Raw genomic sequence first — 14,945 nt, 5'->3', positions numbered from 1 at the left:
CAGACGAGGAGAGGCACCCCATGACGCAGTTCCAGGCCCGCGAGGACGGCTGGGCCGCGGTCGCCCGCGTCGGCGTCGTCGTTCCGCACGCGGACGTCGGGCCCGAGTCCGAGCTCCAGGCGATGGCGCCGCGCGACGTCTACGTCCACGGCTCACGCGTCCACTTCGGGGCGATGCGCCCCGGCGGGGAGATGGACCCCAAGATCCCGCACGACCCGGTGCGCGCCTTCATCGACCCGCCCTTCATCGACGACGCCGTCGAGCTGCTCGCCGCCTCCCCGCTGGACTCCATCGCCCTGGGGTTCACCAGCTCCGCGTACGTCCTGGGCGCGGACGGCGAGCAGAAGCTGTTCGAGCGGCTCGCCGAGCGGACCCGCGGCATCCCGCTCACCGGCACGACCCACGCGGCCGCGGCCGGTTTCACCGCCCTGGGCGCCGAGCGGATCGCGCTCGTCAACCCGCCGTGGTTCGACGACGAGCTGTCCGCCCTGGGCGCCTCGTACTTCGGCGAGCGGGGCTTCGACGTCGTCCACCACGGGCCCTGTGGCCTGCCCAGCAACCAGAAGCTGATCACGCCGGAGGCGCTGGTGCAGTGGATCGAGTCCGCCGTCGCCCCGCAGCGGCCGCAGGCGGTGCTGGTCGCCGGCAACGGCATTCGCGCCGTGGGCACCATCGCGGGCCTGGAGGAGCGGCTCGGGTTCCCCGTGCTCACCGCGAACCAGGTGCTCTTCTGGCACGCGCTGCACCTCGCCGGCGGGGTGGAGGCCGCCGCGCGGATCACCGACTACGGCGCCCTGTTCGGCGTCCGCCCCGAGGCGCGGGGAGCGGCCACGGGCGCGCTCGCGGGGGCGGCCCGATGAGCCTGCTGCCCGCGTACGGCTACGAAGCCGCCGTGCAGGAGACCTGGGACACGCCGGAGTACCGGATCCCGCTCGTGTGCTGGCACGACGACGGGACGGGCGTGCGCGGCCTGGTGCTGTACCGCGGAGCGCTGCGCCCGGCGGAGCAGGTGCCGGGATTCAGGCGCTATCTCGCTCCCGAGGACCTCGAGCAGCAGGCCCCGACCGGCCCGTGGCCGCTGCTCGCAGCCACCGCCTGATCCGACCCGTGGCGGGGACCGGCCGGGTCCTCGCCACATCAGGAGCCGTATCGACATGACACACGACCTCACGTGGTCCGACGCACCCCCGGGGGAGGTCCTCGATCCGGTCGGCATCTGGATCGTCCGAGCCCCGGCCGGGCCGCGCCCCGCCGCCGACGAGGCCCCGCCCGACTGGCTCGACGAGGCGGAACGGCGTCGGCTGGCCGGGATACCGCAGGTGGCCGGCCGGGAGTCCTACGTGTTCGCCCACTGGGCGCTGCGGAGCGTTCTCGGTTCCGCGCTCGACTGCCCGCCCCGGAGCGTCGGCTTCCTGCGGCAGCCGTGTCCCGGTTGCGGCGGGGCGCACGGAAGGCCGGCCGTCCGCGATCCGGAGCCGGGCCGGGAAGCGGTGGAGTTCTCGATGTCGCACAGCGGCGATCACGTGGCCATCGCGGTCGCCGAGGCCACCATCGGCATCGACATCGAGTCCTGGCCGACGCCGGAATCCGTCGCCGACTACCTGCCGTTCCTCCACCCCAGGGAGCAGCAGTGGCTGGGCGGCCGCGCGGACGACGAACTCGTCCGGGACTTCGCCCGCCTGTGGACCCGCAAGGAGGCCATGGCGAAGGCGACGGGGCAGGGCATGGCCGCCGTCATGAACCGGCTGGACCTCACCGGCCAGCCGCTCGGCTGGCGGGTGCGGCAGCTGCTCGCACCACCCGGGTACGAGGCCAGCTTCGCGGTCCCGGCCTCGGTGCACGTCGCGGTCACCGTGCACGAGGAGCTTCCGGAGCCGATGCCGGAGCCGGTGCGGGCCTGAAACCGCCGACGGGCGGCCCGTGTCTCCCTCGGAGGGGATACGGGCCGCCCGCCGCGCTGTGTGTGGCGGCCGCGCGTCGGCCTACAGGCCGATCGCCGGCTCGACCGTCACCTCGCAGGTGAAGACCCGGACGCCGTGCTGCTCGATCGACACGTCCACGCGGCGCCGGCCCGTGCCGTCGCCGACCGGCTCGCCGGCCAGGACGACGGCGGGGGCGTCGAGCTCGACGTACCGGGCGAAGTTCGTCCGCATCCCGGTGACGACCGTGGCGCCGTCGCCGACGGCGTGCGCGGCCTGCCGGGCGGCCTCGAGCAGGAGCATCCCGGGTACGTGGTCGACGGCGTGGTCGAACAGCACCGGGTGCGCGGGGTCCACCCGGAGCATCCACTGCCCGGGTCCGCCGGCCCGAGTCGGTGACAGCACCACGTCGTCGGGGGAGCACCGGTCCACCCGGTGCGGCTCCACGGGCGGGCCCGCCGGAAGGCAGCGCGCGAGCGCGGCGCCGGTGTCCGCGTAACTCCCGCGCAGCCGCCGGTATATGGCCGCGGGCTGGTTGTTGAAGCGGGTGAGCGCGGTGCCCATCAGCCGGTCCCCCAGGTGGACTTCTATGTCCATCGTCAGGCCGGCGAACCTGGCGCCGCGGCGGACCACGTCCGAGCAGGACACCACGAGGCGCACCTCCTCCTCGGCGGTGGTCACCAGCGACGCCAGCGGCTCGACCGTGAAACGGAAGTCCTCCCAGGCCTGCTTGTACTCCCGCGGGACGCCGTACACGGCATGGGAGAGCAGCGGCACCGTCTGGCGCACACTCTCGGCGAGCAGCATCGGGTCGTACGCGCCGTGCGAGGGCCGGTAGAAGTCGTGGCCCTGCGGCCAGCGTGCCGTGAGGACATAGCGCCCCGGCGACGGCTCGGCCCACTCCTTGAGCAGGACTTCCTCACCCCGAAGCTTGTGCACCTGCCACTGGTGGACCGGCTGCGCATCGAGGCCCAGTACCGAAACAGACAACTCCGCCCCCAAGATCGATAGTTGTTGCGTACGACTACACAGAGGCAGCTGAGGCCACTCCGTGTGTCCGGCTCAAACATAGTGATCTTTTTGTTTTGGTAAGTCAAGGGTCGACAATCTCTTGATTTTCGGTGGAGTAATTCGGTGGTGTATGCACCTGAAATCACGCAAAACGGACTTGCTGAAGCGGGGGTCGGCTCGGATAACATAAGGAGCGTTCTTTTTTGGAAGGTGAGAGACATGGCGCAACTGAAACAGGAGCGGGCCGAACAGACCCGCCGCGCGCTGCTGCTCGCAGCCGCAGAGGTCTTCGACGAGTTCGGCTATGCGGGGGCCGGCATCACCCGCATCCTCAAGCGCGCCGGCGTGACGGCAGGGGCGCTCTACTTCCACTTCGGTTCGAAGGAGGGCCTGGCCAAGGCGGTGATGAACAGCCAGCCGGAGACGATCGTCCCGCTGCTGGCCGCCGGCGGGCTGCAGCGGCTCATCGACCTCACCCTCGTGTGGTCGTGGCAGCTGCAGCGCGACCCGCTGCTCCGGGCCGGCGTACGGCTGACGAACGAACAGGCCGCCGTGAACAGTTCGTTGGACGCCGACCCGTACGAGAACTTCCGTGGGATCATGACGAAGTGTCTGCGGGAGGCGCGGGACGAGGGGGAGTTGCAGCCGGGCATCGAGCCGGTCGTGGTCGCGGAGTTCGTGATCGCCGCCTGCACCGGGATGCAGATGTACTCCAACGTCGTCAGCGGCCGCAAGGACCTTCCCGAGCGCACCCAGCAGATGTGGAACCTGCTCCTCCCGGGCATCGCGGTGCCGTCCGTGATCGCCCGCGCCGAGACGACCCCCGCCCGCGGCGCCTCGATGATGCCCTGAGCGCGCTGCCCGCCCCGGTCGCCCCGCCCCCTTCGTCCGTTCCGACCGATCCCTTAGGGAGCCGCATGCTCACCCTGCGCCTGGCCGCCCTGAACATCGACGGTGTCCTGCTCAACGACACCTTCAGCCCGGTGATCCACCACTTCGTCGTCAGCAGAGGCGGTACGTACACCGCCGAGCTGGAACGGTCCATCTTCTCCCAGCCGCAGCACATCGCCGGCCGGCTGCTCGCGGCCGCCGTGGGCGGCGGCATGACCGGCGAGGAGGCGCTCGCCGCCTACTTCGAGGAGCGCGCCGCTCACGTCGACCGCCACCCGGTCACGATCACGCCGGGCACGCCCGAGCTGCTCCACCGGCTGCGGGACGCGGGCCTGCGCACGGTCTGCTACGGCGGCCTGGGCAAGGACCACTTCGACCGTCATCTGGGCCGCTGTGCCGACCTGTTCGATGGGCCCGGCTACGTCTGCACCAACGACATCCGCCCCGGCTTCAAGGAGATCACCGAGGACGTCTTCGGGCTCCGCCCCGACCAGGTCCTCTTCGTCGACGACGTCGCCCGGACCGCCGACGCGGCCCGGGCGCTCGGCACCGGCTTCGTCGGCCACCCCTCCGACTTCGTCCACAGCCACCAGCGAACGCTCATGCGAGAGGCGGGCGTGCGCCACGTGATCAGCAGCCTCGACGCGCTCGACGACGACCTGCTGCACCGCGTGGACGGGGAGTTGAGCGCCGGTACGTTCTGGAGCCCCTCCCTGTCCGCGGCCGGCCAGGGGAGCCACGCGTGATGCCGGCCGGATCGACGCTGTCGGGCAAGGTCGCGCTGATAACCGGCGCTTCCAGCGGCATCGGCGCCGCGGCGGCCCAGCACTTCGCCGCCGAGGGAGCCGCCGTCGTCCTCGTGGCCCGCAGGGCCGACCGGGTCGAGCAGGGCGCCGCGCGCATCAGGAAGGACGGCGGCCGGGCGGTTGCCGTACCGGGCGACGTCACCCGCCCCGAGGACATGGAACGCGCCGTCGCCACGGCGGTCGACGAGTTCGGCCGGCTCGACTGCGCGTTCAACAACGCCGGTTACGCCAGCGCCGGGACCTTGCTGCACGAGCTCCCCGACGACGTCTTCGAGCACACCATGGACGTCAATCTGCGCGGCGTGTGGAACTGTCTGCGCGCTCAGATCCCCGCCATGCTGCCGGCCGGCGCCGGATCGATCGTCAACACCTCGAGCGTCGCGGGCGTACGCGCCACCGCCGCCTCGGCACCCTACGTGGCCGCCAAGCACGCGGTCCTCGGCCTGACCAGGGCGGCGGCCGCCGAGTACGGCGAGCACGGCATCCGCGTCAACGCCCTCGTGGTGGGCAGCACCGACACGGAGATGATGGACGGCGCCCTCACGGCCGGCCCCGCCGTGCGCTCCCGCTTCGGCGGCAAGGCGATCCAGCAGCGCCTCGCCGATCCGACCGAGATCGCCCGCGCCGCCGCCTGGCTCTGCTCGGACGCCTCGTCGTTCACCACCGGCGCCGCCCTCGCGGTGGACGGCGGCCGGACCGCGAAGTGACGGGGTACGCCACAGGCGCCTGCCGCCCTTGTCGGGAAGGGCGGCAGGCGCCTGTGGCGTACGGGCGACCGGCATCAGACCTGCAGTGCTTCGGGCCGGTCCGTGCGGCGCTCGGACTCCACGGTCCCGGCGGTCGCCTCGGGGGACTTCGTGCGGTCGGCGAGCTTGAGCCAGACGACGCCGGCGATGATGACCGCCAGCCAGACGCCCTTGGCCACGGTGAGGGTCTCGTCGAAGAAGAGCGGGCCGAAGACCGCGGCGCCGACCGCGCCGATACCCGCCCAGACGGCGTAGCCGATGCCCACGTCGATCGAGCGCAGGGCGAGGCTCAGGGCGTAGAGCGTCAGCAGGAAGAACACCACGGCGACCAGGGACCAGGTCAGGCGGGTGAAGCCCTCGCTGCCGCCGACGGCGAGCGCGTACCCGATCTCGAATACTCCGGCCAGGAGAAGCATGAGCCAGGCGTTGGCGGAGCTCCGGGCGGCTGCGTTGGACATGGGAGTGAGTCCTCTCGTGGGGGTGTCGTCAGGGGGTTGCGGGGTGCACGGATGCGGGGCGGAGGGCCGGGAGGGGCGGGAGGGCCGGGGACTGCGCCGGGCTCAGGCGGAACCGCTCAGCTGCAGGCCGACGACGCCGCCGATGACGAGGATGATGCCGATCGCCTTGTTCCAGTTCAGCCGCTGGCCGAAGAACAGTGCGCCGAGGACGGTGATGCCGACGCCGGCGACGGACGTCCACAGGGCGTAGCCCACGCCGACGTCGAACTTCAGCAGCGCCCGGCTGAGGAAGAAGGTCGCGGCGGCCCCGCTGAGCAGGGTGATGGCGGTCCACTTGCGGTTCTTGAAGCCCTCGGCCTTGCCGGCGGCGATGGCGACCGTGGTCTCGAAGGCGACGGCGATCGCGAGGTAGAGCCAGTGCATGGGTGGTCCTTCCGTGCGGTGAGTGGTGGTGGGTGGGAGTGGAGGGGGTGGAGCGGGTGGAGGGGGTGGAGCGGGTGGAGGGGGGCGTACGTCGGTGCCGCGGGGCGGGAGCCCGGGTCAGCGACGAGCCCGGCTCAGGGTGAGGAAGTCCTGGAAGGGCTGCTCCGCTTCGGGGAGTTGGAGCGCCGTGACCTCGAGGGGCCAGTTCGCCGGGTCCTCGGCGAAGAGGGCGTACGAGCTCGTGTAGTCGAAGCCGTAGCGGGCCGCGGTCCGGCGGTCGGCGGCGTGCACGACCCGGCCGATGCCGGCGTACAGCGCCGCCATGTAGCACAGCGCGCAGGGTTCACCGGAGGCGATCAGGGTTGCCCCCGCCACGGCGCGGACCCCGTGCTTGGTGGTGGCCTCCCGGAGGGCGACCACCTCGGCGTGGGCGGTCGGGTCGTTGTCCTCGCGGACCCGGTTGAAGCCGGTTCCCAGGATCCGGCCGCTGCCGCCCACGATCACGCCGGAGAAGGGGATGCCACCCTGCGCGACGTGCTCGCGGCTGAGCCGGATGGCTTCGTGGACGTGGTCCAGCAGTCCGCTTTCCTGTGTACGCATCAGCAGTCCGTCTCCCGGGTCAACCCTGAGCCTGTCGATTGTCTGCACATGCAAGCATCTGCTCGCAGGGAGCCGCCTTCGAACACCTCGGCTCTGGTGACTAATCTTGTATGTGCAAGTAAAGACTGTCAAGCGTTCGCGTGGGAACGGGCGTTGTCCAGGGTCGCCAGCGGCTCGAGCAGCCGGGGATCGAAGGACGCCCGGACCGCACCCGTGACCACTCTGCGGGGCAGGTCGGGATTGGCCAGCGCGCCCGTCCCGATCGCCAGCACGTCGGCGTGACGCTCGTCCAGGACGCGCCGTGCCACCGCGTCCTCGTGCAGCCCGCCATTGGCGATCACGGGGAGGCCGGTGACCGCCCGGGCGAGCCCGGGAAGCGTCGGTCCGTGCGGGCTCCAGTCCCGCCCGCTTCCCGCGATATGCAGATAGTCGGCGCCGGCCGCCGCGGCCGCCGTGAAGACGGCACGCGCCTCGTCGTCGCCTCCCGGCCATCGCCACGAGGGGTCGTTGATCTTCCCCTGGGAGAGGCGGACACCGACCGGGAATCCGGGCCCGGTCGCGCCTTTGACCTCGGCCGTCACTTCCCGTACGAGCCGGGTGCGCTCCTCGACGCCCCCTCCGTACGCGTCGGTGCGCAGATTCGTGTAGGGGGTGAGGAACTGGTCGAGCAGATAGCCGTTGGCCGCGTGGATCTCCACGCCGTCGAAGCCGGCGTCGCGGGCGCGGGCCGCGGCGGCGGCGAAGCCGTGGACGGCCTCGGCGATCTGGCGGCGGGTCATCTCCAGCGGTACGGGCCAGCGGCCGCCGCCGCGGTACTTGGTCAGCTGCTCGCCCAGCGGCCGTACCGCCGAGGGGCCCACGGCCCGGTCGCGGAACCGGTTGCCCTGCGCGACGGCCCCGGCGTGCATCAGCTGCAGGACGACGCGGGCCCCGGCGGCATGGGCCCGGTCGACGACGGGCCGCCAGGCGGCGGCCTGCGCCTCGTCGGTGATGCCGGGCTGGTGCAGGTATCCCTGGCTGAAGGCGGTGTCGGTGTAGGTCCCCTCGGTGATGAGGAGTCCGAAACCGCCCTCGGCGAAGGTCTCGTAGTACGCGGCCATCTCCCGAGTGGCCCTGCCGTCCTCGGTCGCGGAGACCCGGGTCATGGGAGCGAGGGCGAATCTGTTGCGCAGCTCGATCCCGGCGAACCGGCAGGCGCTGAGGGCGGGATGGGAGCCGTGCACCTCAGCAGCTCCCGTCGATGCCGCAGGCGGCACCGTAGGCGGCGTCCTCGGCCTGTTGCGCCTGGGCGTCGAGGATCGCCTTGCGCAACTGGGCGGCACGCGGGACGCCTTCGATCCGGGTGTCACCGATGAGGATGGTGGGGACCACTTGCACCTGGTGGGCCGCCGCCTCGCGCAGGGCGTCCTGGTGCTTGGCGCGGTGGCTTCCCTGCGCGAGCGCCGTCCGGAATCCGGCTTCGTCCAGGCCGATCTCGCCGGCCAGGGTGGTGAGGACGTCGAGCTGTCCCAGGTCCTGGTTCTCCTGGAAGAAGGCGCGGAACATCCGCCGGGTGTAGGCGGTCCCCAGGCCGTGCTCGGCCGCGTACTGGTAGCCCTCGAAGGCGAGGGCGGTGTGGGGCTGGGGGGACACGTCGGGGAGCCTGATCTCGACGCCCAGGCGGCGGGCCATGGGGTAGACGGCGGTCTTCCAGATGTGGGGGAGGTAGTCGTCCTCCGGCCGCAGGGTGGGCTGAGGGTGGGGCCGCAGCTCGAACGGCATCCACTCGACCTCGACGTCGGCGCCGACGTCGTCGATCGCCTCTTCGAGGGGGCCTTCGGCCAGCATGCAGAAGGGGCAGACGTAGTCGGACCAGATCTTGATCTTCACGGGCTCGGCCATGCACGGACCTCCAGTTGATTGATCGCGCAACCATCCACCTCACCTGACGGGATGACAGGAGTGGCGCGGGCGATCAGAAGGTTGCACGCTCATGCACTTTAGTGTCAAGTGACAGCCGCCCGACAGCCCCCGATGATCGGCCGATGGCCGACCGGGCCGAGCCCGATAGCCGGCTGGTTGCAGCGGACCGTCGACAGACAGCCGCACGGCGCTCCCCTCACGGTCGCGATCGACGGCATGGGCGGCATCGGCAGGACGGCCCTCGCCATCCACTTCGCCCACCCCCGCACCGCCGACCACCCGGACGGCCAGTACTACATCGACCTGCACGGCTTCAGCCCGGACCACGCACCGCTCACCCCCGAAGAGGCACGGGGCGCCCTGCTGGGCGCCGACGGCACCGCACCCGACGCCCTCCCCACCGGCCCGGCCGCACGCAGCACCCACTGGCGCTCCCGCCTCGCAGGCCGCCGCGCCCTGCTGCTACCTCGACAACGCGGCCGACGCCGCCCAGGTCGCCCAGGTCGCCCCCCTCCTGCCCGGCACGGGCGACACCCTCACCCTGAACACCACCCGCCGCAAACCGACCGCACCGGACGGCGCCCGCTCACTGCCCCTGGGCGCGCTGACACCCGCAGACGCGGAGACCCTGTTCCACCGCGTCGCGGGCGACGCCTCCACCGGCGCGTCCCTGACCCGGACGATCGCCCTGTGCGACCACCACCCGCTCGCCGTACGCATCGACGCGACCCGCCTGCGCGACCGCCCCTCATGGGCCGTGCCGGACGTGACAGCGCGCCTGCGCACGACCGTGGACCGCACCGCGTTCCTGCGCACGGCCGACCGCGACCCGACCTCCGTCCTGGCCCTCTCCTGCACCCGCCTGCCCGCCGGCACCCGGGAAGCCACCCGCGCCCTCGCCCTCCACCCGGCGGCCACCACGACATCCCCCAGGGCCTGCGCCACCACCGGCCTGACCCCCGCGGCCGTGGAACACCTCTTCGACACCCTCCCACCCTCCCCCCACCGGCCCACGACACCACCCGCCGACTCACCGTGGTGGCCTGAGCCGTCGCACAGGCCCCCGCCGAGCACCCCGGCGGCGCTGTCTGCTCTTGATATCGTCACCCCACAGGGCACCAGCGCCACACCCCTGCGGGGCGGTGCCACGTGGCTCATCGCCGTCGGAGCCCTCCGGACGCTGCCGACGAGGTGGAAGGGGTAACCATGCGGGCGAAGGTACGGGCCGCTCTCGACGCGCTCTATATGAAGCGCCTGGTCAGGGAGTTGGAGGGACGCCCACGCCCCCAGCACATCGGCATCATGCTGGACGGCAACCGCCGCTGGGCCAAGATGTCCGGCATCGACGACCCCCGAGAGGGCTACCGAGCCGGCGGCGCCAAGGTCCTGGACTTCCTGCGCTGGTGCGACTCCGCGCAGATCGAGCACGTCACCCTGTTCATGCTCTCCGACGACAACCTCCACCGCCCCGAAGAGCAGTTGAACCCCCTCATCGACATCATCGCCGAGGTCGTGGAACAGCTCGCCGCCCCGGGCAACCCCTGGCCCGTCGAAGCCGTCGGCGCCCTGGACCTGCTGCCCGCCGAATCCGCGAGCCGCCTCAAGACCGCCACCGCCGCCACCCAGGACCGCAAGGGCGGAACCAAGGTCGACGTCGCCGTCGGCTACGGCGGCCGAAGGGAAATCGTCGACGCCGTACGGTCGGCCCTGACCGAGCACAGCTCCCAGGGCGGAGACATCGACGAGTTCATCGAAACCTTCACCATGGAGCACATCTCCAAGCACCTCTACTCCAAGACGCGCTCCGAGTCCGACCTCATCATCCGCACCTCCGGCGAACAGCGACTCTCCGGATTCCTCCTCTGGCAGTCCGCCTACGCCGAGGTCCACTTCTGCGAGACCTACTGGCCGGACTTCCGCGAGATCGACTTCCTGCGCGCCCTGCGCTCCTACTCCCTGCGCGAACGCCGCTACGGACGCTGAACAACAACCACCGTTTCACGTGAAACATCACCTTCACGGGAAACACCGCCGCGGGACGGGAGACCCTGAAGCCTCCCGCCCCGCGACGACACGAAGCCCACCCGGCGAAGATCAGCGGGGCTCGTCGCCCTCCGCCTCGTCCCGCGCCTGCTTCGCCTGCACCTCCGGATCCAGCAACGCCTCACCGGTGCCGTCCACCGACGTCAGCCGCCCCGACTCGGAAACCTCCGTCGCCTCGGGCGGCTCCACCAGCCAGTCCGGGTTGGCCTGCTTGTCCCACCACTTCCAAGCGGCGAAAGCCCCACCGGCCACCACACCCGCCACCGCCAGAGCCTTGGCGATACGCCCGGCCCTGGCCCGGCGCCGATGCCGACGCGTCAGCTTCTGAATCTCCTTGGCCGTGACCTGACCCCGCAACGCGGCCAACGCGGCGGCACCCCGCGCGGCAGCCTCGTCCCTGACGGGTCCAGCCGCAGCCACCGCCTGCTCGATCCTCGGCCGGGAGTACTCCGCCGCCTGCCGGGCGGCCAGACGCGTACGAACGGCAGCCTCGTGAGCGGCCGCGTCCATCCTCGGCGGCACATGCGTCCGGGCCTGCTCCAGCCGCGGCGCGACATGCGCGCCGTACTGGTGACGAGCCTGGCACGCGGCCTGCGACACCCTCGGCGCCAGCCGCACGCGCGCCTCCTGTGCGTAGTGAGCGGCCCTGTCCTTGGCCGAGTCGGCGTAGGGCGCCACCACTTCCGCGGCGTGCAGCACGCTGTCCTTCGCCGAACCGGTCGCGGCGCGCACGCTGTCGATGCGGGTCACGGGTTCCTCCTCCTCGGTGGCGTACGGTAATTCGACTTTCCACCCTTTTACGGATCATGCCTGCGGACGCCCCGCCGGGCATGTGAGGGCGGGCATCCGGGTCACAGACGATGCCGCCGGGCCCTCTGGGACAAGTGGTGACGAAGTTGCGAACAACAGTCGATCAACCTCAATAACGGATGAATACCGGGCAACGGGAGCCTGTCGACGACAATGCCACGGATCGGCGCGCCGCGCGCGCGACCCGGGAGTACTCGGCCGGAAATCCGCAAGCGACTCAACCGCATCGGAGCACGAACGAGCCGGTGAACAACGCCCCCAACCCCGCCCGTGCGAGGATCGAAACGCACCACAGGACGACGGAAGGCGCACCGTGGCCGAGCAGCTCTACGCCACCCTGAAGACCAGCCAAGGCGACATCGAGATCCGACTCCTGCCGAACCACGCCCCCAAGACGGTCAAGAACTTCGTCGAGCTCGCCCAGGGCCGACGCGAGTGGACCGACCCCGCCACCGGCGAGAAGTCCACGAGCAGGCTCTACGACGGCACGGTCTTCCACCGGGTGATCAGCGGCTTCATGATCCAGGGCGGCGACCCCCTGGGCAACGGCACCGGCGGCCCCGGCTACCAGTTCGAGGACGAGTTCCACCCCGACCTCGCCTTCGACAAGCCCTACCTGCTGGCCATGGCCAACGCCGGCCCCGACACCAACGGCTCCCAGTTCTTCATCACCGTCTCCCCGACGACCTGGCTGAACAACAAACGCACCATCTTCGGCGAGATCACCGACCCGGCCGCCCAGAAGGTCGTCGACACCATCGCCGCCACACAGACCAACCCCCGCACCGACCGCCCGGTCAACGACGTCGTCATCGAGTCCGTCGTCGTCGAAACCCGCCAGGGCTGAACCCCCCGCGCCCCGGGCAGGAACCAAACGCCCCGCTCATCCGTAAAGATGGGCGGGGCGGCGCATGGGCCCACACCGCCCACCCGCACCGCCCACAGGACGACCGAGGGGAAGCCATGGACCATGCGGCAGGCAGCTCGCAGGACGCCCAGAGCCTGCCCGGCTGCTATCGGCACCCGGACCGCGAGACCGGCATCCGCTGCACCCGCTGCGAACGCCCCATCTGCACCGACTGCATGGTCAACGCATCCGTCGGCTTCCACTGCCCCGACTGCGCCGGCGGCCGCACCGGCGGCGGACCGGCGCCGGCCGCCTCCCGCCCCCGCACCCTCGCCGGCGGCACCATCGCCGCCGACCCCCACCTCCTCACCAAGATCCTCATCGGAATCAACGCGGCGGTGTTCATCGCCGTCCACACCCTGTCGGCATCCTTCCTCGGCGACATGGTGCTGATCGGGCGCTGGCCCCCCGCCCCCTTCGTCCCGACCGAAGGCGTCGCGGAGGGCGAGTGGTACCGCCTGGTCACCACGATGTTCACCCACGAGGAAATCTGGCACATCGGCTTCAACATGCTCAGCCTCTGGTTCCTCGGCGGCCCCCTGGAAGCAGCCCTCGGCCGAGCCCGCTACCTCACGCTCTACCTCGTCTCCGGCCTGGCCGGCAGCGCCCTCACCTACCTGCTCGCCTCACCCACCACGGCCACCCTCGGCGCCTCCGGCGCCGTCTTCGGCCTCTTCGGCGCGACCGCAGCCCTCGTCCGCCGCCTCAACGCCGACATGCGACCGGTCATCGTCCTGCTGGCGATCAACCTGGTCTTCACCTTCACCTGGGCCAACATCGCCTGGCAGGCCCACATCGGCGGCCTCGTCGCCGGCGCCGCGATCGGCTACGCCATGCTCCACGCCCCGCGCGAGCGGCGGGCGCTCGTGCAGTACGGCACCTGTGCGCTGGTCCTCGTGGCCGTCGTCGGACTGACCCTGCTGAGGACCGCACAGCTCACCTGAGCGCGCGTTGTCCACAGCCAGTGGTGGATCTTGTGCACAGTGTGCGGGAACAGGTGTGCCCCCTGTCACTGACCTGTGTTTCCGCAGGTCAGGCAGAGGGCGAACCTGTTTTCGGTTGCCGGTACTTCCGTCGCACCGGCGTCAATGCCCAGCGGGTTATCCACAGATCGTCTTTCTTTTCCCCATGTGGACAACGCCTGTGGATAACTCCGTGGATACCCCTGGGCAGAGGTACTGAAGAGCTACTGCCGGGCTACTTCCACTGCGTGGAGACACCGAATCCGGCGGCGATGAAACCGAAGCCCACCACGATGTTCCAGTTGCCCAGCGAGTCGACGGGAAGTGAACCGTCGGTGACGTAGAAGACGACGATCCAGGCGAGGCCGATGACGAACATGGCCAGCATCACCGGCGCCACCCAGCTGCGGCTGGTCAGCTTGATGCTGGTCGCCTGCTTCGAGGGCGGCGGCGTGTAATCGGCCTTCTTGCGGATACGTGACTTCGGCACGAGGGTCTCTCCTGTCGATGCGCTGCGTGGCCGCGCAGGGAACGGGGTCGGGGACTCTGAGCGCTCCCCCGGGCGTCCGTTAGCGTAGTGCTTCCGTGGCGCCGAAGGAGATAAGGGTACGTTGAGCAATTCTGCCGACTCCCCCGGGACGGGATCCAGCCCTGTCCGCAGGAGCCGTTTCCGGCCCGTGCGGGTGCTCACGGCGGCCGTCTTCGCTCTCGCGGGGCTCATTTTCTTCACGAGCTTCAATACCGCCAAGGGCACCAATATCCGCACGGACACCTCTTTGCTCAAGTTGTCCGATCTCATCCATGAGCGCAGCCGGGAAAACGGTGCGCTCGAGGAGTCCAACGCGGCGCTGCGGGAGGACGTCGAATCGTTCGCCGAGGGGGACGGCGGGAGTACGAAGGCGGAGGAGGAGAAGCTCGCCGCCCTGGAGGAGAAGGCGGGCACGCAGGAGCTGAAGGGCGAGGCGATATCGGTCACGCTCGACGACGCCCCGCCGGACGCCACCGCCAAGCTTCCCGGATATCCGGAGCCGCAGCCCGACTACCTGGTGATCCACCAGCAGGATCTGCAGGCGGTGGTGAACGCGCTGTGGCAGGGCGGTGCCGAGGGCATCAAGGTCATGGACCAGCGGTTGATCTCGACGAGTGCGGTGCGCTGTGTGGGCAACACGCTGATCCTTCAGGGCCGCGTCTACTCACCGCCGTACAAGATCCAGGCGGTCGGTGATCCGGAGCGGCTGAAGAAGGCGCTGGCCGAGGCGCCGGCGATCCAGAACTACATGGTGTACGTCAACGTGTACGGGCTGGGCTGGAAGGTCGAGGACGAGGGGACCGTGACGCTGCCGGGCTACGCGGGCACCGCGGACCTGCACTATGCCCGGCCTGTGGAGTGAGGCCGTTCCGGAGTGCAGTGCGCCGCTAGTCTGGTGCGGTACGGCGTGTGTCTGGTGCCGTGGTGCGACGGAAGGG

At 70.7% G+C, this 14,945-nt stretch carries 19 protein-coding genes; 11 read left to right on the top strand and 8 right to left on the bottom strand.

From position 1 onward, the window contains the following. Window positions 1–20 precede the first annotated feature (20 nt). Genes ACIGO6_RS14540 through ACIGO6_RS14530 form a run of 3 tightly spaced genes read left to right on the top strand, consistent with a single transcriptional unit; the run spans window position 21 to window position 1,901 of the window. Entirely contained in the window at window positions 21–860 is an 840-nt protein-coding gene (locus ACIGO6_RS14540; RefSeq protein ID WP_399875487.1) for a maleate cis-trans isomerase, read from the top strand. After that, window positions 857–1,099, top strand: a complete 243-nt coding sequence (locus tag ACIGO6_RS14535) for a DUF6253 family protein (protein WP_399875485.1) — start codon at window positions 857–859, stop codon at window positions 1,097–1,099. Before ACIGO6_RS14540 ends, ACIGO6_RS14535 begins: the two co-directional genes overlap by 4 nt. A gap of 55 nt (window positions 1,100–1,154) precedes the next feature. Further along, window positions 1,155–1,901, top strand: coding sequence for a 4'-phosphopantetheinyl transferase family protein (locus tag ACIGO6_RS14530; protein WP_399875484.1), 747 nt, complete (start codon window positions 1,155–1,157; stop codon window positions 1,899–1,901). Between the two features lie 81 nt (window positions 1,902–1,982). Here the strand turns inward: ACIGO6_RS14530 and ACIGO6_RS14525 are convergent, their stop codons facing one another. Further along, window positions 1,983–2,909, bottom strand: coding sequence for a ScbA/BarX family gamma-butyrolactone biosynthesis protein (locus tag ACIGO6_RS14525; RefSeq protein ID WP_399875482.1), 927 nt, complete (start codon window positions 2,907–2,909; stop codon window positions 1,983–1,985). Between the two features lie 240 nt (window positions 2,910–3,149). Between ACIGO6_RS14525 and ACIGO6_RS14520 the strand changes: the two genes are divergently transcribed. The 3 genes from ACIGO6_RS14520 (at window position 3,150) to ACIGO6_RS14510 (ending at window position 5,334) form a co-directional block, all read left to right on the top strand. Then, complete coding sequence (locus ACIGO6_RS14520) at window positions 3,150–3,782, top strand: ScbR family autoregulator-binding transcription factor (RefSeq protein ID WP_399875480.1); 633 nt, start codon at window positions 3,150–3,152, stop codon at window positions 3,780–3,782. A 65-nt stretch (window positions 3,783–3,847) separates the two neighbouring features. Beyond that, complete coding sequence (locus ACIGO6_RS14515; protein ID WP_399875478.1) at window positions 3,848–4,567, top strand: HAD family phosphatase; 720 nt, start codon at window positions 3,848–3,850, stop codon at window positions 4,565–4,567. Beyond that, entirely contained in the window at window positions 4,567–5,334 is a 768-nt protein-coding gene (locus tag ACIGO6_RS14510; protein WP_399875476.1) for an SDR family NAD(P)-dependent oxidoreductase, read from the top strand. The genes ACIGO6_RS14515 and ACIGO6_RS14510 overlap by 1 nt, the downstream gene beginning before the upstream one ends. Window positions 5,335–5,408: 74 nt before the next feature. Here the strand turns inward: ACIGO6_RS14510 and ACIGO6_RS14505 are convergent, their stop codons facing one another. From ACIGO6_RS14505 to ACIGO6_RS14485, 5 genes are all read right to left on the bottom strand, one after another. Further along, window positions 5,409–5,831, bottom strand: a complete 423-nt coding sequence (locus tag ACIGO6_RS14505; protein ID WP_399875474.1) for a DMT family transporter — start codon at window positions 5,829–5,831, stop codon at window positions 5,409–5,411. A gap of 102 nt (window positions 5,832–5,933) precedes the next feature. After that, window positions 5,934–6,254, bottom strand: a complete 321-nt coding sequence (locus ACIGO6_RS14500) for a DMT family transporter (RefSeq protein ID WP_399875473.1) — start codon at window positions 6,252–6,254, stop codon at window positions 5,934–5,936. 117 nt (window positions 6,255–6,371) lie between these two features. Continuing rightward, the gene (locus ACIGO6_RS14495) at window positions 6,372–6,854 is read right to left on the bottom strand and encodes a nucleoside deaminase (RefSeq protein WP_399875471.1); all 483 of its coding nucleotides are present in this window, start codon (window positions 6,852–6,854) and stop codon (window positions 6,372–6,374) included. 128 nt (window positions 6,855–6,982) lie between these two features. Continuing rightward, the gene (locus tag ACIGO6_RS14490; protein ID WP_399875470.1) at window positions 6,983–8,077 is read right to left on the bottom strand and encodes a tRNA-dihydrouridine synthase; all 1,095 of its coding nucleotides are present in this window, start codon (window positions 8,075–8,077) and stop codon (window positions 6,983–6,985) included. A 1-nt stretch (window position 8,078) separates the two neighbouring features. Continuing rightward, the gene (locus ACIGO6_RS14485) at window positions 8,079–8,735 is read right to left on the bottom strand and encodes a DsbA family protein (RefSeq protein WP_399875468.1); all 657 of its coding nucleotides are present in this window, start codon (window positions 8,733–8,735) and stop codon (window positions 8,079–8,081) included. Window positions 8,736–9,522: 787 nt separating this feature from the next. Here ACIGO6_RS14485 and ACIGO6_RS14480 point away from each other — a divergent pair. Then, a complete protein-coding gene (locus tag ACIGO6_RS14480; protein ID WP_399875466.1) occupies window positions 9,523–9,960 on the top strand; it encodes a hypothetical protein in 438 nt (145 codons plus the stop codon). A 2-nt stretch (window positions 9,961–9,962) separates the two neighbouring features. Beyond that, window positions 9,963–10,739, top strand: coding sequence for an isoprenyl transferase (locus ACIGO6_RS14475; RefSeq protein WP_373904747.1), 777 nt, complete (start codon window positions 9,963–9,965; stop codon window positions 10,737–10,739). 111 nt (window positions 10,740–10,850) lie between these two features. Here ACIGO6_RS14475 and ACIGO6_RS14470 read toward each other — a convergent pair whose 3' ends face one another. Continuing rightward, on the bottom strand, window positions 10,851–11,549 hold the full coding sequence (locus tag ACIGO6_RS14470; protein ID WP_399875464.1) for a DUF5324 family protein: 699 nt from the start codon (window positions 11,547–11,549) through the stop codon (window positions 10,851–10,853). A gap of 373 nt (window positions 11,550–11,922) precedes the next feature. On the opposite strand from ACIGO6_RS14470, the gene ACIGO6_RS14465 reads away from it, so the two are divergent. Together ACIGO6_RS14465 and ACIGO6_RS14460 are read left to right on the top strand one after the other, a co-directional pair. Further along, on the top strand, window positions 11,923–12,456 hold the full coding sequence (locus ACIGO6_RS14465) for a peptidylprolyl isomerase (protein WP_399875463.1): 534 nt from the start codon (window positions 11,923–11,925) through the stop codon (window positions 12,454–12,456). Between the two features lie 116 nt (window positions 12,457–12,572). Beyond that, a complete protein-coding gene (locus ACIGO6_RS14460; RefSeq protein ID WP_399875461.1) occupies window positions 12,573–13,460 on the top strand; it encodes a rhomboid family intramembrane serine protease in 888 nt (295 codons plus the stop codon). A gap of 253 nt (window positions 13,461–13,713) precedes the next feature. Here the strand turns inward: ACIGO6_RS14460 and crgA are convergent, their stop codons facing one another. Continuing rightward, window positions 13,714–13,968, bottom strand: coding sequence for a cell division protein CrgA (gene crgA, locus ACIGO6_RS14455; RefSeq protein ID WP_399875459.1), 255 nt, complete (start codon window positions 13,966–13,968; stop codon window positions 13,714–13,716). Between the two features lie 121 nt (window positions 13,969–14,089). Between crgA and ACIGO6_RS14450 the strand changes: the two genes are divergently transcribed. After that, window positions 14,090–14,869, top strand: a complete 780-nt coding sequence (locus ACIGO6_RS14450; protein WP_399875457.1) for a DUF881 domain-containing protein — start codon at window positions 14,090–14,092, stop codon at window positions 14,867–14,869. Window positions 14,870–14,945: the final 76 nt, after the last annotated feature.

Source organism: Streptomyces sp. NPDC053750 (assembly GCF_044544295.1).
Classification (GTDB): domain Bacteria; phylum Actinomycetota; class Actinomycetes; order Streptomycetales; family Streptomycetaceae; genus Streptomyces.
The sequence above is the reverse complement of the archived record's forward strand: the minus strand, read 5'-3'. Positions and strand labels throughout refer to the sequence as shown.